The 21,926-nt window shown below is 66.3% G+C and carries 24 protein-coding genes; 8 read left to right on the forward strand and 16 right to left on the reverse strand.

Going from position 1 to position 21,926, the window contains the following annotated elements; translation table 11 throughout:
* Positions 1-12 precede the first annotated feature (12 nt).
* The 5 genes from T31B1_RS02945 to T31B1_RS02965 all read right to left on the reverse strand — a co-directional run bounded on the left by T31B1_RS02945 (position 13) and on the right by T31B1_RS02965 (position 5,545).
* Positions 13-1,392, reverse strand: coding sequence for a GntP family permease (locus T31B1_RS02945; protein WP_353247965.1), 1,380 nt, complete (start codon positions 1,390-1,392; stop codon positions 13-15).
* 143 nt (positions 1,393-1,535) lie between these two features.
* Positions 1,536-1,940, reverse strand: coding sequence for a tautomerase (locus T31B1_RS02950; RefSeq protein ID WP_353247966.1), 405 nt, complete (start codon positions 1,938-1,940; stop codon positions 1,536-1,538).
* A gap of 9 nt (positions 1,941-1,949) precedes the next feature.
* Positions 1,950-3,179 (reverse strand): MFS transporter, encoded by a 1,230-nt coding sequence (locus tag T31B1_RS02955; RefSeq protein WP_353247967.1) that lies wholly within the window; start codon positions 3,177-3,179, stop codon positions 1,950-1,952.
* A gap of 372 nt (positions 3,180-3,551) precedes the next feature.
* Positions 3,552-4,178, reverse strand: coding sequence for a LysE family translocator (locus tag T31B1_RS02960; protein WP_353247968.1), 627 nt, complete (start codon positions 4,176-4,178; stop codon positions 3,552-3,554).
* A gap of 143 nt (positions 4,179-4,321) precedes the next feature.
* Entirely contained in the window at positions 4,322-5,545 is a 1,224-nt protein-coding gene (locus T31B1_RS02965) for an Nramp family divalent metal transporter (RefSeq protein ID WP_353247969.1), read from the reverse strand.
* 143 nt (positions 5,546-5,688) lie between these two features.
* Between T31B1_RS02965 and T31B1_RS02970 the strand changes: the two genes are divergently transcribed.
* The 3 genes from T31B1_RS02970 to T31B1_RS02980 all read left to right on the forward strand — a co-directional run bounded on the left by T31B1_RS02970 (position 5,689) and on the right by T31B1_RS02980 (position 8,726).
* The gene (locus T31B1_RS02970) at positions 5,689-6,489 is read left to right on the forward strand and encodes an SDR family NAD(P)-dependent oxidoreductase (protein ID WP_353247970.1); all 801 of its coding nucleotides are present in this window, start codon (positions 5,689-5,691) and stop codon (positions 6,487-6,489) included.
* A gap of 288 nt (positions 6,490-6,777) precedes the next feature.
* Entirely contained in the window at positions 6,778-7,443 is a 666-nt protein-coding gene (locus T31B1_RS02975) for a class I SAM-dependent methyltransferase (RefSeq protein ID WP_353247971.1), read from the forward strand.
* Between the two features lie 149 nt (positions 7,444-7,592).
* Positions 7,593-8,726, forward strand: a complete 1,134-nt coding sequence (locus tag T31B1_RS02980; protein ID WP_502950907.1) for a TAXI family TRAP transporter solute-binding subunit — start codon at positions 7,593-7,595, stop codon at positions 8,724-8,726.
* 190 nt (positions 8,727-8,916) lie between these two features.
* Here the strand turns inward: T31B1_RS02980 and T31B1_RS02985 are convergent, their stop codons facing one another.
* Positions 8,917-9,396, reverse strand: coding sequence for a nucleoside deaminase (locus tag T31B1_RS02985; RefSeq protein ID WP_353247972.1), 480 nt, complete (start codon positions 9,394-9,396; stop codon positions 8,917-8,919).
* A 170-nt stretch (positions 9,397-9,566) separates the two neighbouring features.
* Between T31B1_RS02985 and T31B1_RS02990 the strand changes: the two genes are divergently transcribed.
* The 3 genes from T31B1_RS02990 to T31B1_RS03000 all read left to right on the forward strand — a co-directional run bounded on the left by T31B1_RS02990 (position 9,567) and on the right by T31B1_RS03000 (position 11,733).
* Positions 9,567-10,796 carry a patatin-like phospholipase family protein gene (locus T31B1_RS02990; protein WP_353247973.1) on the forward strand — a complete coding sequence of 410 codons (1,230 nt, stop codon included), beginning with the start codon at positions 9,567-9,569 and terminating at the stop codon, positions 10,794-10,796.
* 88 nt (positions 10,797-10,884) lie between these two features.
* Positions 10,885-11,328 carry an acyl-CoA thioesterase gene (locus tag T31B1_RS02995; protein ID WP_353247974.1) on the forward strand — a complete coding sequence of 148 codons (444 nt, stop codon included), beginning with the start codon at positions 10,885-10,887 and terminating at the stop codon, positions 11,326-11,328.
* Positions 11,329-11,463: 135 nt separating this feature from the next.
* Complete coding sequence (locus tag T31B1_RS03000) at positions 11,464-11,733, forward strand: DksA/TraR family C4-type zinc finger protein (RefSeq protein WP_353247975.1); 270 nt, start codon at positions 11,464-11,466, stop codon at positions 11,731-11,733.
* A gap of 12 nt (positions 11,734-11,745) precedes the next feature.
* Here the strand turns inward: T31B1_RS03000 and T31B1_RS03005 are convergent, their stop codons facing one another.
* The 6 genes from T31B1_RS03005 to T31B1_RS03030 all read right to left on the reverse strand — a co-directional run bounded on the left by T31B1_RS03005 (position 11,746) and on the right by T31B1_RS03030 (position 17,402).
* Positions 11,746-12,309 (reverse strand): cupin, encoded by a 564-nt coding sequence (locus tag T31B1_RS03005; protein ID WP_353247976.1) that lies wholly within the window; start codon positions 12,307-12,309, stop codon positions 11,746-11,748.
* Between the two features lie 15 nt (positions 12,310-12,324).
* A complete protein-coding gene (locus T31B1_RS03010) occupies positions 12,325-12,804 on the reverse strand; it encodes a DUF4864 domain-containing protein (RefSeq protein ID WP_353247977.1) in 480 nt (159 codons plus the stop codon).
* Between the two features lie 66 nt (positions 12,805-12,870).
* Positions 12,871-13,959 (reverse strand): Lnb N-terminal periplasmic domain-containing protein, encoded by a 1,089-nt coding sequence (locus tag T31B1_RS03015; RefSeq protein WP_353247978.1) that lies wholly within the window; start codon positions 13,957-13,959, stop codon positions 12,871-12,873.
* A gap of 94 nt (positions 13,960-14,053) precedes the next feature.
* Positions 14,054-15,682 (reverse strand): OpgD/OpgG family glucan biosynthesis protein, encoded by a 1,629-nt coding sequence (locus T31B1_RS03020; RefSeq protein WP_353247979.1) that lies wholly within the window; start codon positions 15,680-15,682, stop codon positions 14,054-14,056.
* 201 nt (positions 15,683-15,883) lie between these two features.
* Positions 15,884-16,699 (reverse strand): formate/nitrite transporter family protein, encoded by an 816-nt coding sequence (locus T31B1_RS03025; protein WP_353247980.1) that lies wholly within the window; start codon positions 16,697-16,699, stop codon positions 15,884-15,886.
* Positions 16,700-16,910: 211 nt separating this feature from the next.
* A complete protein-coding gene (locus T31B1_RS03030; protein ID WP_353247981.1) occupies positions 16,911-17,402 on the reverse strand; it encodes an acyl-CoA thioesterase in 492 nt (163 codons plus the stop codon).
* 96 nt (positions 17,403-17,498) lie between these two features.
* Between T31B1_RS03030 and T31B1_RS03035 the strand changes: the two genes are divergently transcribed.
* Positions 17,499-18,074, forward strand: a complete 576-nt coding sequence (locus T31B1_RS03035) for a glutathione S-transferase family protein (RefSeq protein WP_353247982.1) — start codon at positions 17,499-17,501, stop codon at positions 18,072-18,074.
* Between the two features lie 40 nt (positions 18,075-18,114).
* Complete coding sequence (locus T31B1_RS03040) at positions 18,115-18,774, forward strand: pyridoxamine 5'-phosphate oxidase family protein (RefSeq protein WP_353247983.1); 660 nt, start codon at positions 18,115-18,117, stop codon at positions 18,772-18,774.
* A 38-nt stretch (positions 18,775-18,812) separates the two neighbouring features.
* On the opposite strand, the gene T31B1_RS03045 is transcribed toward T31B1_RS03040, so the two are convergent.
* The 4 genes from T31B1_RS03045 to T31B1_RS03060 all read right to left on the reverse strand — a co-directional run bounded on the left by T31B1_RS03045 (position 18,813) and on the right by T31B1_RS03060 (position 21,848).
* On the reverse strand, positions 18,813-19,196 hold the full coding sequence (locus tag T31B1_RS03045; RefSeq protein WP_353247984.1) for a hypothetical protein: 384 nt from the start codon (positions 19,194-19,196) through the stop codon (positions 18,813-18,815).
* A 72-nt stretch (positions 19,197-19,268) separates the two neighbouring features.
* On the reverse strand, positions 19,269-19,574 hold the full coding sequence (locus T31B1_RS03050; protein WP_353247985.1) for a DUF3301 domain-containing protein: 306 nt from the start codon (positions 19,572-19,574) through the stop codon (positions 19,269-19,271).
* A gap of 17 nt (positions 19,575-19,591) precedes the next feature.
* Positions 19,592-20,896 carry a lactate 2-monooxygenase gene (locus tag T31B1_RS03055; RefSeq protein ID WP_353248732.1) on the reverse strand — a complete coding sequence of 435 codons (1,305 nt, stop codon included), beginning with the start codon at positions 20,894-20,896 and terminating at the stop codon, positions 19,592-19,594.
* Between the two features lie 94 nt (positions 20,897-20,990).
* Complete coding sequence (locus T31B1_RS03060) at positions 20,991-21,848, reverse strand: MBL fold metallo-hydrolase (RefSeq protein ID WP_353247986.1); 858 nt, start codon at positions 21,846-21,848, stop codon at positions 20,991-20,993.
* Positions 21,849-21,926 lie beyond the last annotated feature (78 nt).

The raw sequence follows: 21,926 nt of genomic DNA on the forward strand, positions 1-21,926 counted from the left end.
GTCTCGTTGAAGCTAGAACAGGATGAACAGCATATAGGTCAGTGCGAAGGCGACCACCGATTCCAGCGCCTGCTGCACGGTCCAGGTCTTGAGGGTGGTGGCCACGTCCATGCCCATGAGCCGGCCGACCAACCAGAAGCCGGAATCGTTGACGTGCCCGGCGAACACCGAGCCGGCCGCCGTGGCCAGGGTGATCGCGACCACCTGCATGGCCGAGAAGTCGCCCGCGGCAACAGACGGCGCCATCAGCCCGGCCGCGGTCACCAGGGCCACGGTGGCCGAGCCCTGGGCCAGGCGCACCAGTACGGCGACCAGATAGGCGGCCACGATCACCGGCAGGCCGATATCGCCCAGTGACCCGGCCAGCGCATCGCCGATACCCGAGGCCTGCAACACGCCGCCGAACATGCCGCCGGCGCCGGTGATCAGCACGACCGAACAGATCGGGCCGAGCGAGCGATCGAGAATCTTCTCCAGCGCGCTGCCGCGTTCGCCGCGACGCCAGCCCAGCACGTACGAGGCCACGAGCACCGAGATCAACAGCGCGATCGGCGTCTGGCCGATCATCACGGCCAGCTTGAACCATTCGGCCGTCGCATCCGCCCAGCCGATAGAGGCGGCGAACAGCAGGCTGGTGTTGGCAAAGATCAGCACCAGCGGCAGCAGCAGGATCGCGATCACCGTGGCCACGGCCGGCGGCTGGGCGATATTGTCGGTCTCCAGTTCGCCGAACAGTCCCGCGGTCACCCCGAACGGAAAACGCCGCGCGGCGAACAGGCCCCACAGATAGCCGGAGACATACCAGAGCGGAAACGCCATCACGATACCGACCAGCAGCACCAGGCCGGGATTGGCGCCGTACGCCTCGATCGCGGTCACCGGGCCCGGATGCGGGGGCACGAACACATGCATCACCGAAAAGGCGGCCGCGGCCGGTAGCCCGTACAGCAGCACCGGCCCGTCGAGCCGGCGGGCCACGGCGAAGATGATCGGCAGCATCACCACCAGACCGGCATCGAAGAAAATCGGAAAGCCCATGAACAGTGAGGCCAGGCCCAGGGCGAAGGGTGCACGTGCCTCGCCGAAGACCGCGACCATGCGATCGGCCAGCGCCCGTGCGCCACCGGAGTGCTCGACCAGCTTGCCGAGCATCGCCCCGAAGCCCACCAGCAGCGCGACCGAGCCGAGGGTCTCGCCGAAGTTCGACACCATCACGTCGACGATCGCGTCCGAAGGGATACCGGTGGCGAACGCCGTGGCCAGGCTGACGATGGCCAGCGCGAGAAAGGCGTGGACCTTAAAGCGGATGATCAGAACCAGCAGCAGGGCGACGGCGAACGCGGCGATGGCCAGCAAGGGCCCGGCGGTCAACGTCTGGGACCAGTTTTCCATGCGAGCCAACCCGGCGTCAGTGGATAAGAAGGGCCGCCTCTGCAGCGGCGGTCGCTGTACCCTGCACAGGGTCACAGAGGGCGGCGCGCCTGCCCATGCGACGATCGTATGGGGGCCGACCGCAATGGCCGGTTACCGCCCGGCTACCCGGGCGCGTCTTGCTCGGATGAATCGGCCCACTCGGGGCTGAACCCGCCGAGCATCGGATGGTACATCTCGTCGCCGGCGTGCTGGGTGAACTCGACGTTGAGCCGGTGTTCATCGATACCCAGCGTCGCGGCACAGATCGCGACCAGCTGCTGCGCCAGGCGCAGCCGGAGCTCGGCGTCGCGGCCTCGCCGGATATCGCACATCAGCACGTGGGCGGGCACCGGCTCGCCATCGACGATGCGCCAAAGGCCGGCTTCGCCGAGTTCGCGGATGGCGATGCTGATACGCCGGATGTCCATGGCCATGGTCTCGGCATAGGTTTCTGCCAGACGGCCGGCCAGCGTGCGCTTGGTATCCGCCGGGTAATGGCCGCAGACGTCGAGCTGGAGATATGGCATGGGCAGGTCTCAGACAGGGGCAGGATGGCGCGCGACGGCCACCGGCGTATCCCGGATCGGCCAGTGCAGGGCCGCGGCCAGCAGCGCGAGGGCGATCGAGGCGATCCAGGCCTGATCGTAACTGCCGGTCACCCGATACGACCAGCCCGCGGCCCAGGCGCCGAAGAAGCTGCCGAACTGATGGCTCATGAACACCACGCCGAACAGCAACGACAGATGCCGGACGCCGAATATCTGGCCGACCAGCCCGCTGGTCAGCGGCACCGTTCCCAGCCACAGGAAACCGATGGTCCCGGCGAATGTCAGCGCACTGGCCGACGACAGCGGCACCAGCACGAACACGGCGATCACTGCGGCCCGGGCCAGATACAGATACGACAGCACGTGTTTTTTGCTATAGCGGTCCGAGCAGTAGCCGAAGAAATACGAGCCGAAGATGTTGAACAGCCCGATGAGCGCCAGCGAGCCCGCGCCGACCGAGCCGCCCAGCCCGGCATCCGACAGATAAGCCGGCAGATGCGTGGACAGAAACGCGATATGAAAGCCGCAGACGAAAAAGCCGGCGTTGAGCAGAATGAAACCGGAATGGCTCACCGCGCCCCGGAGGGCCGCCCAGGATCCCTCGCCGAGCGTACCGTCGGCGGCCACGGTGTCCGGTTCGGCCCGGCCGGTTACCCCGCGGGCGAGCGCGATCATGAGTATCATCAGGCCGGCGAGCACCCACAGGGCAGTACGCCAGTCGCTGATGCCGATCAGTTCTTGGGTCAAGGGCACCACCAGGAACTGGCCGATCGATCCCCCGGCGGTGACGATGCCGAACGCCCGTCCGCGCTGATGGACCGGCACGACACGACCCACAGCGCCCAGGATCACCACGAACGTGGTGCCGGCCAGCGCCAGGCCGACCAGTACCCCCAGCGTGAGGTTTACGCCCAGGGCGTTGCCCACGGTCGCGGTCAACGCCAGGCCCAGTGCATAGAGCACGGCGCCGGCGACGATCGTGCGACCGGCGCCCAGGCGATCGGCGAGCGCGCCCACCGACGGTTGGACCAGCCCGAACAGCAGATTCTGAATGGCGATGGCCAGGCCGAAGGTTTCGCGGTTGACCGCGATATCGTGGGCCATGGGCAGCATGAACAACCCGAAGGCCTGACGGGCGCCCATCGACAGGGTCACGATCGCCGCGCCGCAGGCGACCATCACCCAGGGCGAGACACGACGCGCCGTCGGGGCGGTCATGCCGGGCCCGTCTCCAGGCATTCGGGCAGCGCGATCGGCAAATCGCGGTCGGCTGTCAGACAGGCGTCCATACGCGGGCCTGCATCACGCCAGCCGGGCAGGGGCCTCGCCATCGGGCTGCAACGTTCGAGCCGCTGCAGCGTGCTGTGCGGGTCTCCGATCGCCCGCGCCACAACGGCGCCGGATTGCAGACGCGTGATAGGCCGCAGCAGCCAGCACTGCGCGAGCTTCACTCCGGCCGATGCCGGCGGAGCGTCGCACGCCAAGCAGATCACCGAAGCGCTGGGTCGCCGCCGGCGGCAGGTACAGATCGTGTCGTCCATCCCCGTGCATATACACCGATTGCAGGTTCGTGCACAGGCCCGGGTCGCGTCAGCCCAGCGCCAGCCAGAGGCCCACGGCCATCATCAACGTGCCGGCGATCCGGTTGAGCAGGCGGACGTTGCGCGCCTCGCGCAGGAAAAAGCGTGCCGTGCTGCCGCCTCCGGCATAGATGAGCAGCGCGATGAACTCGATCACCAGTATGATGCCGACCAGCGCGATCAGCTGGGGCGCCAGCGCGCGGTCGGCATTGATGAACGGGGGCAGCAGGGCGATATCGAAGGCCCAGCCCTTGGGGTTGGCCACGGCCGTGACAAAGCCCTGGACGAGCAGCTGGCCGCGGCCGGCGCGCGTGCCGCTGTCGTCGTGCGTTTCGGGCATGGCCAGACTGCCCCTGGAAGCCCACATCATCACGCCGAGATAGATCAGGTATGCGCCGCCGGCCCATTTGAAGACCTCGAACAGCGCCGGATACCGCAACATGACCGTGGCAACGCCCACCACCGCGGACACCGCGGTCAGACCGACACCCGCGAGCTCGCCGATCATCATCCACAGGGTGCGGCGCACGCCCAGCGTCATGCCCAGGCCCATCGACAGCGTCATGCACAGACCGGGCGTCAGCGACACCAGAAAGAACGTCGGTACGAACACCGACAACACAGATAGATCGATCATGACGACAGAGGCTTCTAGACGCCGTGGACACGGCATCGGGCGATCAACGGCCCGCTACGCTGGGTGCGGATTGGCGTTTTTGCAATAGCCCCGTTGCACTCCGGGGTCGCTGGTCCGGCCGGCCAGGGCGTCGCCTCGGGACGCTAGCCCACCAGGCCGAACACGTTCAGCAGCGTATAGCCGCCCAGCGCGGTGGCCACGATCACTACCAGGCCGCCGAGCAGATTGCCGATCGTTCCGTTGCGATAGTCGCCGAGCAGTTCGGTTCGATTCATCACCCGCAGAAGGAACACGGCGATCAAGGGCAGAAGCAGGCCGTTGGCGGCCTGGGCGATCACGATCGCCTGGACCGGACTCTGACCGAACCAGGCGAACACCACGCCAATGCCGATGATGACCGCCCAGATTGCCTGGAACCGGCGATTGGCCAGCTCCGCCGGCCACCCCAGTGCACCGGCCACGGCATGGGCTCCGGCCAGCGGCGCGGTGATCGAACTGGTCATGCCAGCGGCGAACAGCCCCGCGGCAAAAAACCATTTCGCATAGACACCCAGCAGCGGCTCAAGCTGTTCGGCCATCTGGGCGGCGCTGTCGACGGTGGCGCCCTGGCCATGAAAAGCCGCCGCCGCGGTAATCACGATAGCCAGGGTGATCAGCCCGCCGAGTATGATCGAGGCCGCGCTGTCCAGGCGCGACGCCTTCAGAGCCGATGCGGTGGGCAGGGAATCGGGCCATTTGTCCTGAACGGCGGCTGCATGGAGGAAGAAGTTGTAGGTCACCACGGTCGTGCCGATCAGCGCGATGACGCTCAGCCAGGCGCCGTCGGGCACGGCGGGGGCGAACAGGCCGGACGCGAGATCGCTCGGCGACGGGCCGATCATCACCGCGGTCGCAATGAATACCACGCTCATCAACAGCACGAGTGCAATCAGCACCCGCTCGATAAGCCGGTAACGGCCGCTGGCCAGCAGCGCGAAGGCGGCCGCGCCGACGGCCAGCGCCCATCCGCGCGGTGACCCGCCCGTGATCGTGGCCAGACCGAGCGCGCCGCCGGTGAGGTTGCCGGTTTCGAACGCAGCGGTCCCGAAGCCGATGGCCACCACCACCAGAGCGATCGCCGCCCATCGCCACAGGCCGTGCCCGAAACTGGTGGCCAGTGCCTGGCCCAGCCCCAGCCGAGCGACGATACCCAGCCGAGCGCACATTTCCTGTAGCACCAGTGTCGCGGCGATAGAGAACAGCAGCGCCCATAAGAGCGCATAGCCGGTGGTCGCTCCGACCACGCTGGCGGTGGTGACGGTGCCCGGCCCGATAAAGGCCGCAGCGACCAGCAAACCGGGGCCGAACCGACGCAGGCGATCTGTCATGGCGGCGAACCAATTACAGGATTCGCGGCCAGCATCGCACAGACCGGAGCTGGCCGATCGGGTCTAATCTAAAGTCGTCTGTCGCGGCGGCGCGTGGCCCGCTTAGGCTGGAAGCCAATCCAATCAATGGAAGGAAGCTGCACATGACCGAACGACTCCGGGACAAGGTCGCCATCATCACGGGTGCGACGAGCGGTATCGGCAAGGCCAGCGCACGTCTGTTCGCCGCGCAGGGCGCCCAGGTGGTGCTGGCCGCCCGAGGCGTCGAGGCCGGCCAGGCGCTGGCCAACGAAATCGGCGACAACGCGATCTTCGTGGCCACGGACGTATCGCACGAGGCGGACATGTCCGCGCTGGTCGACGCGGCGATGAGCCGGTTCGGCCGTGTCGATTGTCTGTTCAACAATGCCGGGGCCGGTGAGCGGAGCACGGCCGAGACTATCACCGAAGCCGATTTCGATGCGGTGATGCGGCTGCTGGCCGGCAGCGTGGCGTTCGGCATCAAGCATGCCGCTCGAGTCATGAAGCCCCAGGGCGGGGGCAGCATCATCAACAACGCCAGCATCGCCGGCCATCGGCTGGGTCAGGGTGGCTACCTGTATTCCGGTGCCAAGGCGGCGGTGAGTCATTTCACCCGGATCGCCGGCGTCGAACTGGGCCCGGCCGGGATTCGAGTCAACGCGATCTCTCCCGGTGCGATCGCCACGCCGATCTTCTGGGGTGGCTCGGCACGGGCGGCCACGCTCAGCGACGCCGAGAATCAGGCCAAGCTCGACAAGCTCACCGACAACCTTGCCCGGGCCACGCCGACGCCACGAGCCGGCCATGCCGATGATATCGCCCAGGCGGCCGTCTTTCTGGCCAGCGACGAGGCAACATTCATCAATTGTCACGATCTGGTCGTCGACGGCGGCCGGATTGCCCTGTTCAACGAGCGCCAATGAGCCGCCGTCGGCGCCATGTGTGCATACAACATCGATAATTCAGGCGCGCTGGCGACGCGTGTGCCTCTTACGCAGGATTTGGGGCGCCAACGCTTGGGGCGGGCGCTGACTCACCGGATGTTCTTTGTATCGACGAGCGAGCCGCCCGGCCGACCAATAGGGGCTTGGCAGGTAATCAAATGAAATTCGCGGGTTGGATTCGGGTGGGCGCCTCATAGTTGACTTAAATTTAACGTGAAACCACCTGTCGGCGTGTAGCCTGTGGGCTTTACCGTACGAGATCCCAGCATGCAGCAGACCGATGCGACCAAGCCGTTCCAGGGCGCCCGCAGCGGCCGAGTTTATCGACAGCGCCGCTATCGGGGTGTGTTCCAGCGTCTGGTCGCTTGGCGCGAACAACGCCTGGCCAGCGTCCTGCTGTCCGTGCCTCATGCCGGCTGCAACGGGCATATCGTGGATCTGCCCTGCGGATACGGCCGGTTCCTTCCGCTGCTGCGTCGTCGCGACTTCCGCGTGACCGGCATGGATCAATCCCAGGCGATGGTCGATCTGTACCGTCAGGACGAGGCCTTTCGCGACGGACGCGATCATGCCGAGCGGGCCGATGTGCTCGAGCCGCTACCGGTCGGTGCGGCATCGGCACGACGCGTGCTCTGTGTTCGGCTGTTCCAGCATCTGCATCATGGCGAGCTGCGGATACGGGCACTCAAGACGCTGGCGAACAACCGGCGCCAGATCGTGATGACCTATTACGACGACGCCTGTCTGCATTACTGGACCAAGCGGGCCGTCATGCGTCTCAAGGGGCGCAAGGTACGGGTGAAGATGATTCCCCGTCGGCTGTTCGAGTCCGAGGTCGCCGCGGCCGGCCTGCGTGTGATCAAGCGGGTGAAGCTGTTCCCCGGCGTACATGCCCAGACCTGGGTGGTACTCGCCCCTGCCGGTAACGAATAGCCTGCGGCGGCCGCGGTGCTTCGCGTTCGACACGCGCGGCCGGCATGCGACGTTCGGTGCATTGTATACGGTTGACGCTAATGCAAGAATCGAAACGGTGTTTCACTATGCGGTTGCGTAGGGCAGCCGTTATCGACAAGGGCGATCGAATGATGGGGAATAAAACGCTGCGTCACTGGTGTGTGGCCGTATTGCTGGCCGGCAGTGCGATCGGGGCAGGGGCACAGGAACTGCCCAAGACGATGATCTGGACCTCCTACGACCTGGGCGCCTCGGGCTACGCCGAAGCCTCCGCCATCGCGGATGCCTTTGGCCGGCAATACGGTACACGGGTACGGATCCAGCCGTCGGGATCGGGTATCGGCCGGCTGCAACCGGTACTGACCGGCCGCGCTGACCTCGGCTTCCTGGCGACCGAGACGTTCTTTGCCACCGAAGGGCTGTTCGACTTCGCCGATCGCCGCTTCGGCCCGCAGGATCTGCGCGTGCTGGTCGGCAAGCCCAACTCCTTCGATATGGCCACGGCCGCGGACGCCGGCATCGAGACGGTGGCCGACGTCAAGGGCAAGCGCGTCGCCTACGCGGCCGGCAATCCCTCGGCGAATCTCAAGTGTGATGCAATTCTCGCCTTCGCCGGGCTGACCCGCGATGACGTGAACGCGATCATGTTCCCGACCTATGCAGCGGCCATGAGCTCGCTGTCGGAGAACAAGGCCGATGCCACCTGCACGGTGACTGCTACCGGTCAGATGTACGAACTGGCCGAGTCGCCGCGTGGTATCCACTGGCTCACGCTCGATCCCGACGACCGCGAAGGCTGGGATCGTCTCAGTGCGGTCGCGCCGTTGTTCACGCCGGTCAGCGAAAGCCATGGTGCCGGGCTCAAGGAGGGTGAGCCGGTCGATATGATGGCCTATCGCTACCCGGTGCTGGTCACCCGTGGCGATACCAGCGACGACGAGGCCTATGCGATTACCAAGGCGTTGGACGAGACCTACGACCTGTACAAGAACGCCACCGCCACGGCCTCGCGCTACGAGCTGTCCAAATCCGGCAAACCGCCGATCGATGCCCCTTTCCATCCGGGCGCGGTGCGCTATCTCAAGGAAAAAGGTATCTGGACCGATGCCGATACGCAGTGGAACGAAGCACGCCTGGCGCGTCTTGAGGCGCTGCGCACGGCCTGGGACAAGGCGGTCGACGAGGGTCAGGACATGAGCGACGACGAGTTCGCCGACCTGTGGGCCAAGCGTCGTCAACAGACGCTTGCGGGTCTTCAATAGTCGGCTTCGATGAGCGCGCGGGGCCGTTCATCCGGTCCCGCGCCGCAGGCCGTACGGGTCAGCCAGCGCCACCGCGAGCCGATACAGCCGAGCGTCCTTGGCGAGCTGCCGTGCCGTGACGGCTATCGCGGCTTCAGTGGGTCGCACTACGGAACTGCAGGCCCAGGCCACTCGTCCTGGTCGGCGCCCGTCATTCGATGCCGTGGTGCCGCCGATGCAGAGCGCGGACCTGGGTATCGAACGGCGCGACCGGCCCGGCCACGGGTACGCCCGGCGCGATATCGCCGATCGGCCAAGGCGTGACCGGCGGGCGCGCGGCACCCATGGCGTCCAGCCAGGCCACCAGCTGCGCCGACGAGCTGGCATAGACGATCCGGCCGAGCCCGACCCAGGCATGGGCCGCGGCGCACATCGGGCAATGTTCACCGGAGGTGTAGACCGTGGCCGCCGCGCGTTCGCGCGCACTCATGTGGGCGGCGGCCCATTGAGCCAGGGCGAGTTCGGGATGGCGCGTGGCATCGCCTGCGGCGATTCGGTTCCGGTCCTCGGCGCATACCCGGCCATGGGCGTCGACCAGGACCGAGCCAAACGGTTCATCGCCGGCCGCCAGTGCCTCGGCGGCCAGTTCCACACAGCGTTTCAGATGGATTCTTGTCTGATCGTCGGTCATGGGTACTTCCGTGCGGTCATGAAGGTTCGGGCGCGGCCGCTGCCGGCGGCCAAGGCGAGTATTTCATGGCCGCCTTCCCCCGGGTGGTCGTGGCATGGCATTCAACTTGCTTTGTCCATGCCAGGAATGATGCCGGCATGGCTCGATGCCGGCCCCTGAAAGGATGGGCCATGGAAGACAGGCAGCTCGCGAACCCGACCGGGACAGGCCGGCGGGCGCTGGCGCTGACCGCGGGCGGCGCTCGCGGCGCGTATCAAGCCGGTGTGCTTCAACGGGTCGGCGAGATATCGGCGCTGCGCGATCGGCCGGTACCGTTCGAGATCATCACCGGTGCGTCGGCTGGCGCGATCAACGGTGCGGCTGTCGCGGCCTATTCCGAGTCTCTGGGGGCAGGTACCCGGCGCCTGGCCGATCTGTGGAGCGGACTGACCGTCCAACAGGTCTATCGCACCGGACCGGGCGCGGTATGGGCGAACGCGCGCCGGCTCGCTGCCGATTTCACGATTGGCCGGCTGACGGGCAGCACGCATACTCAGGCGCTGCTGGATGCCACGCCGCTTCGCGCGCTGCTCGAGCGCGAACTGCCGATGGCTGGCGTTGCGCGGGCCATCGCCGCCGGCCGTCTGCATGCGCTGGCGATCACCGCGGCCGGCTATCATTCCGGCAAGTCCTATACCTTCATACAAGGCGTGCGAGGCCACGCGCTGTGGCGCAAGAGCCGGCGTATCGCGCTGGCCGCGACGCTGGAGGCGGCGCATGTCTGCGCCTCCAGTGCGATTCCGCTGGTCTTCGCCCCGGTGGCGCTGTCGACCGGATCCACCGTCGCCTGGTTCGGCGACGGTGCGATGCGCCTGACCAACCCGCTCAGCCCAGCGATCCGGCTGGGCGCGGATCGCCTGCTGGCTATCGGTATCCGTTGTCATCGTACCGCCGACGACTTGACCGATCGCGAACTGGCCACCGCCGCGCCCGACCTGGATTCGCTCGGGCTGCCCAGGCGGCCACCGTTGGCCCAGATCTGCGGTGTGTTTCTCAATGCGCTTTTCCTGGACCATCTCGATGCGGATATCGACCACCTGTTGCGTATGAACGCGCTGGTCGAGGCTTATACCGAACCGGGCGCGGCCCGACTCGCCGAGCTGCGCGAACCCATGCGCGTGATCGAGCCGCTGGTGATGTCGCCGTCGCAGGATTTCGCCGAAATCGCGCACGGGCTGTTGCACCGGCTGCCGAGGACCGTTCGATGGATGCTCGACGCGCTGGGGCGGCCGGACCCCCGCAGCGCTGATCTGACCAGCTACCTGCTGTTCGACCCTGAATACACGCGTGCGCTGATCGATATCGGCTATCGCGATGCGAGCGAGCGTATCGACGAGATCGAGACGTTTCTGCGCAGCTGAGCCCCCGGGTATGCTGTCGGGCCCGTCTTCGATAGGTGCCTCCCATGACGACCCATTCGTACCCGGCATGCCGCCGGCCGCTGCTGCGATGAGCACGGTCGATTTCCGATACCGGCTGCGCGTGCGCTACGGCGAGTGCGACGCCCAGCACGTGGTCTTCAATGCGCGTTATGCCGATTATGTCGACCTGGCCATGACCGAGTTCATGCGCGCAATCGGCCGCGACTACCGGGCGCTGCTGGCCCGTGGGCTGGACAATCAGGTGGTCAAACTCGCGCTCGAATGGGTCGCACCGGCCCGTTTCGACGAGGTGGTCGACGTCCAGGTTCGGTGTACGCAGGTCGGCCGGACGTCGTTCAACATGGCCTATTCCATCCGGCATGCGGCGACTGACCGGCCACTGTGCGACGCCCAGGCAGTCTACGTGATGATGGCCACTGAACCCTTCGCAAAGACACCGGTCCCAGACGATCTGCGGGCGGCACTCGTGGCCGGTGCGCCGGGCACGATGATCGACCACAGCGGCGGCTGAAGCCTGGCGGCGCACGCGTGGTGCGGCTTGCAATGCCGGCCCACGACCATGATATTCATAGTGCGAGCGATGCAGACGCCGAGCGACGGCGCCGGACGGCCGCCCGCAGGGGCGCTACGCAACGGAGGCATGGTCATGGCAACCGGTTGGGCCCGTGAGGGCGCAGTACAGGAACAGATTGATTCGACCGTACAGGATGCGGTGGATCAGGCACGCCGACAGCTCGAAGGCGTCGGTGAGAGCCTGACCCATTGTGCCGAATGCGACGAACCCATCCCCGAGGCGCGTCGCGAGGCGATCCAGGGTGTGCGGCTGTGTGTGAACTGTCAGGCGGAAGCCGACAAGCGCGCGGGCCATGGCGCCGGCTTCAACCGGCGCGGCAGCAAGGACAGCCAGCTGCGCTGAGTACGGGTTCGTTCAGACGCCAGGCCCGTTCCAAAGATCGGCTACGCCGCCGCGCGTGCCGAACACCGGATCACGTTCGGGTGTGCGTACGGCCGCGATACGGGCGCGTGCGCCGCGATAGGCTTGCGCATCGTCGGTACGGCACAGATCCCAGTCCTGCTGGTCGGTCGGGTAGGCAGCGGTCAACTGAAAATCCGGGCTCGCTTGGTGCCGGCAGTGGCCGGTGCCGGCGGGCAAGATCAGTACGTCGCCTCGGCTCACCTCGATGACCTGACCGGCCTCGCCGCCCAACTCAAGCAGGGCTCGGCCTGCGACCACGGCCAGCGTCTCGTGGGCGATCGCGTGGTAATGATGAAAATCGAACACGCCGCCCCGCCATTGAGCCGGCCAGCCGTGCGCCGCGAACACGGTATCGAAGATATCGCCCAGCGCGGCGATATCGGGTATTGAACCCGGCCGATGCACGATCACCGGCAGGGCGCTGTTCGGCGTCCGGCCATCGTCGTAGAAACGCCAGGTTCGATGCGTCGCGCCCGCGCCGAACATCCGCGCGATATGTCGGGCCGCATCGGTCATGGGGCGACAGCGTGCCTAGATGCTGTACAGCGGGCCGGCGTGTGCCGGCTCCAGCCGGATGACGCCGTCGGTCATCCAGCAGCCTCGACAGGGCGGGCCTGGCTGGCGCGAGAGCAAGAAGACATAGGCACTTTGCCGGCCGTCGGGCTGGGTCAGTTCGGCCAGGATACGGGCGCGGTCGTTGTCCACAATCTGAGGCGTGATACGGGCCGAGACATGAGTGAGCATGTCGGCATAGCGGCGTTCAAGCATATCGGCGAAAGCCGTGGGCGCACCGATCGCAGCGCGGTTGGCCGGCGAGGCATAGCGATAGGCGGCGGCGGTGTCGCCGTCGCGCAGTGCGGCCAGCTGAGCGCGCACCACCGCCGACGGTGACAGCGAGGCATCCGGGCCGGCAGCGCCGGCGACCGGGGCCATCGCGCCGGCCAGGGCGATCAGCACGGCCCAGACAACCGTGGCCCGGACAGGGTGTCCGCGTGGGTAACGATTCGGCATGGCAGTCTCGATATCGCGGAATACGGTTTATCCATCATTGCGCGATCGGTGCACGCGCGCCAGCGGTCAGGGCCGATCGGGGTGCGGCGTATCGGCGCCGGTCTCGTGCGACGCGCCCGGCGGGTTCTGCGGGTCGGGCACGCCGCGCCGGATCGCCTGCGAGAAATCCTCACTGGCATGGCCGTTCACGTCCGAGGCAAGCGCACGATCGTTGATATACCCGAGCCGGTGCAGTTCGGCGAACGGCCGGCGCGTGTCGAGCGCGCCGAGGTCGTAGATATAGTCGGGCAGATAGCCTGACAGGATCAGCCGCACATCCCACGGCAGCCCTGGCACGATTCGCTTGACCATGTCGTAGACAATGGTGGTGCAATTGGAGGTGAGCGTGTTGTAGAACCGCGGACGGCGCTGAAGCTGCTGTGCCTCGTCGACATAGGCGGCGAACAGGCTGCGACGTTCGGCGGCCGGCATGGCGACTCGATACAGATAGACCTGCTCGCCACGTACGTTCGAGCGGGTACGCACGATATCGCGCTCGTCGGCGGCCACCAGCACCAGTTCGGATTCCTTGAAGAAGTCAGCGATCGGCGAGAACTGCTGGCCGCGGGTGCGGCGTACCTCGACCGAGAACACCAGATAACGGCCGTCGGCAAAGCCGAAGCTGACGAGCGTATGGGCGATCTTCGGCCCCATCCAGTAGGAGACCACCAGATCGACCGATGTCAGCTGCGACAGATCGTATTGACGCGATTCCCAGCGCGCGGTGAAATCCTCGCGGCTGCTGTGCCAGGCGAAATTGCGGACATTGTCGAGCGTGACGATGTCGCCGGTGATACGAGCGTCCAGCAGACGCGCCACGTCCGGCGCCCAGTTCTTGTCCTGGCGCGGCGTGATCGTACTCCACCAGACGAACACCCCGGCGAAGGTCAGCGCGAATACTGCCAGGGCCCATAGACGCGCGGCGGCATGGCCAGGTACGCACAGGCTGGCGAGCACCGCCAGCCCGAGCAGGCTCCAGCCGATCACGAGGATCAGCGTCGCTGCCAGTGTGTCCGGGCCGCGAAACCACAGTGCCAGCCCGCCCCAGGCCGCCGCGGCGGCGATGATCAGGGCCAGCGGGCCGCGCCAGGCCAGGCTCAGCAGTAGATCGGGCATGGGCACGGCGCAGGACGATGCGCCGGCACGATGCAGTGGGCGACGATAGCGAGCATGGCCGGCATGCTAGCCGACCGAGACGGCCCTGTCGCGCTCAGGGTTCGGGAGAATCCCGGTAGTGGCGTTCGTTGGCCTTGGGCGGTACCCACTGGTAAAGCCAGGTCTCGGTGAGTGCGCGATCACCGCTGCGCAGGTACAGACGGATCGATACCGATTCGTCCGAGCGGTTTTCCGGCTCCCAGTCGAAGATCGCCCGGTAGCCCTGGATCGGCTCGAAACGACGGATCTGGACCATGCCGAGCTTGCCTCGCGAGACTTCCACTTGGGCCGAGATCGGCGTGTCCGCGGGCAGGCTGGCCAGCGGCTCGCCGACGAAATCCACTGCGAAGCGGCGCGCGTAGCTCTCCGGCGCCTTCTCTCCGGGAATCCAGCCTTCGGGGACGTTGCCCATGCCCGACCAGGTCTTTTCGACCTGTGCGAGCGTGGGCGAGACCGGCGGCAGCGGCCACCAGTAGAGCTTGTAGCCATAGGACAGATGCGCGCCGGCAGTGACCGGATCGTCCGGCACCCAGAACGCGCCGATGTTGTCGACGGTTTCGCCGACGGTCGGCAGCTCGAGCAGGGCGATCTGTCCGGCTCCCCACTCGCCGGTCGGCTCGACCCACAGACTCGGCCGGCGGTTGTACCAAGCCACATCGTCGCGGTAGTTGTCGAACTCGTGGTCGTGCTGGACCAGACCGAAACCGCGCGGATTGGTATCGGTAAAGGCGTTGTACTGAAGCGAGCGCGGGTTGAACAGCGGCCGGCAGACCCATTCTCCGTTGCCGCGCCACATCTCCAAGCGGTCGGAGTCGTGGACCTGCGGATGAATGGTATCCACGGCCTGCGGCTGGCTCGTGCCCTTGAGGAACATGCTCGTCATCGGTGCGATGCCCAGGCGCTCGATACCGGTGCGCGTATACAGATCCATGGTGACGTCCATGGTCGTGCCCTGATCGCCCCAGCCGATATCGAACCGGTAGGCGCCGGCGAGGCTGGGCGAATCCAGCAGCGCGTAGACCGTCACCGCGTCATCGCCGTCGCCGGGATGGACGAACCAGAAATCGGTGAAATCCGGGAACTCCTCCGGCCGGTCGAGGCCGATATCCACGGCCACGCCCCGGGCAGACAGGCCGTACTGCTTGTTGCGATCGATCGCCCGGAAATAGCTGGCACCGAGAAAGGCCGCCACCTCCTGGATCGGGCTCTGCTCGCCGTTGACGGCCAGGCGAAAGCCGGCAAAGCCCAGGTCCTGGCCGGCCAGCGTGGCCGGATCGACGCCGCTGCTGTCGTAGTTGAACAGCTCGGGACGGAAATGGATACGACGCGAGCGGCCGTTTTCATCCACGGCATGCATGGCCACCGGCTGGTTGAACTGCATGCCGACATGAAAGAAATGGATACGCAGATCGGTCGCCGAATCGCCGTTCCAGAGCGCATGGCCACGGTCGTACTGGATCTTCTGATAATCCAGCGGTGCCAGCTTGGCCAGTGAATCGGGTAGCTGTTCGGCGCGGGAAACGTAGGGCTTGCCTGCCAGCTCGCGCGCGTGCTGCTTGAGCCAGTCGAAATCGAAATGCGGGTTGTCGGTTTCGCCCTCGATCATGCGGGCCAGGGCGGGCAGCGTCGGTAGCCCGAAGGTCGCCAGCGCACACGACGCCTTCAGCAGGGTCCGTCGATTCATGGTCAGGCCTTGATGGAATTCAGCGTTGAGACAGGTCCGGCCGACAAGGGTTCCACGCCTGCGCGGCGAATGCCAGCGCTGGTCCTGTGCCCGACGCTGGCCCGTGCACGCGGGCCGGGCGAAGCGCAATCGTGGCGCACCCCCGGCCTGTGGTATCGGTGCGTCGCCCCCCTGCAGCGGGCAACGTCTCGGATCCGGCGCCTAGCCGGCCGGGTTGCGCGTCGGCGAGGTGCGGCCGTGGGTCATGTACAGCGCAAGGCCCGTGAACAACAGACCGCCCACGAGGTTGCCGAGCACCACCGGGATCTCGTTCCACAGCCACCAGTCGCCCACCGTGAAATTGCCGCCCATGAGCAGACCGAGTGGAAACAGATACATGTTGACCACGGCATGCTCGAACACCAGCCCGAAGAACATCGCGATCGGCATCCACATCGCGATCACCTTGCCGGCGACCGAACTGGACAGCATCGCGCCGACCACGCCCAGGCAGACGAACCAGTTGCAGAGCATGCCGCGCACGAACACTTCGATCAGACCGGCAAACCCGGCTTCCTTGAAGCCGACCGAACGCGCTTCGGCGGCATGCGCGAACGCCTGGCCGACGTCGTTGGGCGCGGCCGAGAACGCGTGGGTCAGAGTCACCCCGATCATGATCGCGACCATCACCGAACCGATCAGGTTGCCGACGAACACCAGCGCCCAGTTGCGCAGCAAACCACCGAAATGGCAGCCGCGACGTCTGTCCAGCAGGGCCAGGGGGACGAGCGCGAACACGCCGGTGACCAGATCGAAGCCCATCAGATTGAGAATCGCGAACCCCACCGGAAAGATCAGGGCGCCGACCATCGGGATGCCGGTCTGGACCGCCGCGGTCACCGCGAAGCATACGGCCACCGCGAGCACCGCACCCGCCATGATGGCGCGAATGAGCACATCCCGGGTGCCCATGAAGATCTTGGTTTCGCCGGCGTCCACCATCTTCCGGGTGAAATCGGCAGGTGAGAGATAGTCCATGATGCCCTCCTGGTTCGCTGAATGCCGGGTGCGTCGCCGCGTGGCATATGTCGTGCGCAGCGACTGCCGGCTGGGACGACGGTCGTGCACATGGCGAAGCACAGGCTGTGCCAATCCTTGCGGCACGGCGACTTGCGATCGGGGTGACGGCCGGCCCGGGCCGTGAAGTCGGCGCCTGCACGCTAGCGGTGCAGGCCGGCGCTCGGCGTGCTCAGGCTTCGAAGCCGCCCAGGAATGCCTCGGCTTCATTCTGCAGTTCGGTACGCAGTTCGATCATGCGCCGGGCATAGGCATTGAGCTGGCGGGCGTGCTCGGTGTCGGGTACGAAAGGCTCGATCGGCAGGGGTTTGCCGGCATCGTCCACGGCCACGAACACCAGGATGCAATGGGTGGTGTATCGACGCTCCGCATCGCGGGGGTTGCGTGCATGCACGCTCACCGAAATATGCATGCTGGTGCGCCCGGTGTGCATGAGCTCGGCGCGCAGTTCCACCAGATCGCCTACGTTGATCGGGCGCAGGAAACGAATGCCACCCACATAAGCGGTTACGCAGTAGCTCGACGACCAGTTGGCAGCACAGGTGTAGCCGGCGTGGTCGATCCACTTCATCACGTTGCCGCCGTGTACCTTGCCACCGAAGTTGACATCGGACGGCTCGGCGAGGAATCGCAGCGTGATGTGGCTGGCGGGCGTTGCGCTCATGACAGACAGAACCAGGGAATGGCCGCCCAGTCTAGCCTGCGCCGGCTCGTCAGGTCAGGCTAGACTGGCGATCCGGTTCACCCGCTTGGTCCTGTCATGAAACTTCTCGGCTCCGGCACCTCGCCATTCGTGCGTCGTATCCGCCTGCTTCTGGGCGATACCGACTACGAGTTCGACAGTCTCGATATCTACGGCGCGGATCGAGACGTACTGCGTAAGCGCAACCCCGCGCTCAAGATTCCCATGCTGATCGACGGCGATCAGTCGATCTTCGATTCGCGCGTGATCGCACGCTATCTCACCGCGAAGATGGGGCTGACGCCGCTGAGTTGGGCGCAGGAGAACCAGCTCACGCTGGTGGACGCGGTCAACGATTCCGGCGTCACGCTGGCGCTGTCCAAGCGCTCGGGCATCGATATCGACCAGGGCGCGATGTTCTACGACCTGCAACGCGAACGCATCCGGATGTCGATCGATGCGCTGGCCGAACAGGCCGGTGCCGGCGCGTTCGACGAATGGCATTACCCGGCCATCTGTGTGTACTGTTTGGTCGACTGGATGGAACTGCGCAATCTGTTCGATTTCAGCGAGCATCCTGCGTTGCTGGCTGTTCGCGAGCGTCACGCGGATCGGCCGATGGTCGCCGAGACCGACCCGCGTCGGGCCGGCTGAAGGCGCTGAATCTTACCCCTGCGCAACACCTGAGGCTGCCATGAGCCGACTCTACGACGACGCCCACCGGGCGCTACAGGATGTCTTCGGCAGCCGCGCGCTTGCCGATCGAATCGAAGACGTGGCGATGAGCACGACGGTCGACGATCAAGCGCAGGCGTTCATCGAGTCGCGCGATCTGTTCTTTCTGAGCAGTCTGGATGCAGCCGGCCGGCCCACGGTGTCCTACAAGGGTGGGCCGCGCGGTGTGGTGCGAGTCGTCGATGAGCAGACGCTGGCATTTCCCAATTACGACGGCAACGGCATGTATCTGTCGATGGGCAATGCCCGGGCTCGGGCCGAGGTCGGGCTGTTGTTCATCGACTTCGAAACGCCGCACCGTCTGCGGGTACAGGGTCGGGCCGAGGTCAGCCGGGACGATCCGCTGATGGAAACCTTCCCCGAGGCGGATCTGCTGGTCCGCGTGCATATCCACGAACTCTGGCAGAACTGTCCGCGTTATATTCATCGATACCGGCGAGTGGCCGACTCGCGCTATGTGCCGACCCCGGGACAGACGACGCCGCTGGCCGGGTGGAAACGTATCGAGGGCCTGCAGGACGTGCTCGACGCCGAGGATCGGTCACGGGCCGAGGCGGCCGGCCGGATTAGCGAAGACACCTGGATCGACCAGATCAAGCGCGGCGATCCTGAAGCCTGATGCGTGCAAGCCGCTGATTCAAAGCGGTTCCACATGGATCATGGGGCCGAATCCTCGGCTTCGACCGGGCCTAGCGCCGTGCCGAGCTGTACCGATGCGTCATGTTTGTCGTATACACAGATCAGCTGGCTGCGACGTTCGGCCCGCTCGGCCACGCCGTCGATGAGCGCCAGCCCGTAGTCGGCCGAGCCGAACGGATCGACCCGAACCCGGATATCGCTCAGATGCGGCTGGGCGGCGGCCGTACAGCGGTTTTCGACATCGGCACGAAAGCTCTCCCAGGCCGCCTCGCTCGAGGCATGGGCCGTAGAGACGACAGGCTCGGCCAGTATGAGCGCGAACAGGGCGAAACATCGCCGTCGGCCAGCGGTGCGGTGGCGGTGACCGCAGGGCCGGGCGTACACATTCGAGCGTCTGGACATGGACAAAACCTCCGCGGTCAGTGTCGACCGAGGATCGGTGCGTTCACCCGTCGGCTGGCTGAACGGAGTCGCTCATATCGGGTATGGATCGAGCTGGACATGAGCCAGTCGCTCGGCATGCATCTCGATTTCACCCGCATAACGACGATCGCCGCGCCGATAGAACTCGAAGCCGTAGCGGCGCTTGAGACAGATCTGGCCGCGTTCGTCGCGACCCAGACGAATACCCTTGAACGCGAGCTCGTCGATGAAGCTCACTTCGGCGGCTTCACAGGCCTCGAGCGCGGCGCGGCGGGCTCTGGCCTTGGCCCCCATGGATTGCCACCACAACAGTGCAAGCACGGCCAGACCGAGCAGCCAGGGAAAGAACTCGAACATGTCGTCCGGCCTCGCGCTCAATCGCCCCGGGCGTCGGCCGGCAAAAGCCGCGCGCGGGCGACTTCGGCAATGTTTCGACAACCGGCCAGGGCCATGGTGAGTTCGAAGTCGGCCGCCAGATTGTCGATGACCTCGCCCACGCCGGCTTCGCCGGCCAGGGCCAGCCCGTAGGCATAGGGGCGCCCGAGCCCGACTGCGCTTGCGCCCAGCGCGAGTGCCTTGAACAGATCGGCGCCGCCGCGTACGCCGGAATCCAGAATGACCGGCAGATCGGGCGCCGCGGCCACGATCTCGGGCAGCGCGTTCAGGCTGGCGCGCGCGCCATCGACCTGGCGGCCGCCGTGGTTGGACACGATCAACCCGTCCACGCCATGCGCTACGGCGAGCCGGGCATCATCGCCATCGAGCACGCCCTTGAGCACGATCGGCAGGCGTGTACGTTCGCGCAGCCATGCCAGATCGTCCCAGCTGATATTGGGGCGCGAATAGGTGGCAATGAAATGCCGCACCGCTGCCAGTGCATCGCCGCTGGTCAACGCGCGCAGGCCCGATCCGGGGTAATGACGTGCCGCGGCCACGACGTTGCGCAGCGTGCGGGTGGTGATCGGCGGCCGGGGGCCGTCGTCCGCGGCCTCGCGCAGTGCCGAGCGAAAGACCGTATCGGAGGTGTATTGGGCAATACCCTGGCCGAGCAGAAACGGCAGATGAGCCAGGTCCAGATCGCGCGGGCGCCAGCCCAGCAGGGTGGTGTCGAGCGTGACCACCAGCGCACTGCAGCCGCAGCCCTCGGCGCGGGCCACCAGCGACTCGACCAGCGCATCGGATTTCGACCAGTACAGCTGGAACCAGCGCGGCGCGCCGGGGCGCAAGCGCTCCATGGCATCGGCGCACTGTTCCATCGACCGACTGGCCTGGTTGGAGAAGATCATCGGTACGCCGCGCTCGGCCGCCGCGCGAGCCACTCCGACATCGGCATCGTTATGCGCCATTTCCAGTACGCCGATCGGGCAGAGCAGGAAAGGCGACGGCAGACGCTGGCCGAACAACTCGATGGATGTGTCGCGCGTGGCGACGTCCCGAAGCATGCGCGGCACGATGCGCCACCGCTCGAAGGCCGCCCGGTTGGCCGCCATCGTCGACTCGCGGCCCGCCCCACCGGCGATATAGGCAAAGGCCTCGGCCGACAGTCGATCGCCGGCGGCGCGCTCGAGCGCATCGTAGTCGACCGGTACGCAGGGCCGACGCCCGGCCATGCCGTGGCGATAGATCGCCTGCTGGCGCGCAACGGTGCCCCCGGCGTTGTGTCCGCCTGGCTCGTTCATGCGTGCGCCGGTCTTACTCACGGTGCCGGCGCCAGCGGCGCGAACAACTCTGGCTCATTATCGGCTCCGCAATCGCAATACTCATCCCGTGAGACTAGCAATTCGAGGCCGGGGCGGGCGCGATTTCACTCGGTGGGGTGGCCTGGGCGAGCTCGACCGGGTCGTGGCTGCAGAATACCCGCACGGTGTCGTCGTCGAGCGCGAGCTCGCGCAGACGCGCCTGGTTGGTTCGGCGCTGACCGTTGTCCAGCGCCATGGCGGCCTCGAACAGACGCAGACCGAGCGGGCAACCGGCATGTCGCGCCATCTGGTCGCGATGAAAATAGGCATCACCCGCATGCAGCAGCCAGCCCGCGCCCTGACGGACGGCGATCGCCGCATGGCCGCGGGTATGGCCGGCCGTGGGTACCAGCAGGATGTCCGGGTCAAGTCCGGTCAGCGCCTGCACCGCTTCGAAGCCGTGCCAGCGCTCGCCTTCGGGGGCATACAGGGCCCACTCGGTCCGTGCCGGCCATTGGGCCGGGCGATAACGATCGCGTTCCTTGAGATGCCGACGCGCCTGCGCCGCGGCGTGCTCGGCGGCCAGCACGTGCACACGCGCATTGGGGAAATCGCCGATGCCACCGGCATGATCGACATCGAGATGGGTCAGCACGATATGGCGAACGTCGGCGACCGAAAATCCCAGTGCCTCGATCTGGTACTTTGCCGTCTCGCGTGGGTCCAGTGCCGGGCGCACGACATGCCAGAACATGCGTCCGAGACGCTGCGCGCCGGCCCGAACGTCGGTGGTGCCCAACCCGGTGTCGACAAGCGTCAGCCCATGGGTAGTCTCGATCAGCAGGCAGTGGCATACCAGGCCGGTGAACGCGCCGCCGCGATGTTCGAGTGAAAACCCGGCGACCGGGTGCATGCTGGCGCAATTGAGATGATGTATCCGTGGGTCGGCCATGAGGCTCCATCGGGTGAACAGCTCGGCTAGAATCTAGAATATCGGCTGCTACGGCGGCGTGTTGACCAAGGGGCGTTC

The organism is Salinisphaera sp. T31B1 (genome assembly GCF_040361275.1).
GTDB lineage: Bacteria > Pseudomonadota > Gammaproteobacteria > Nevskiales > Salinisphaeraceae > Salinisphaera.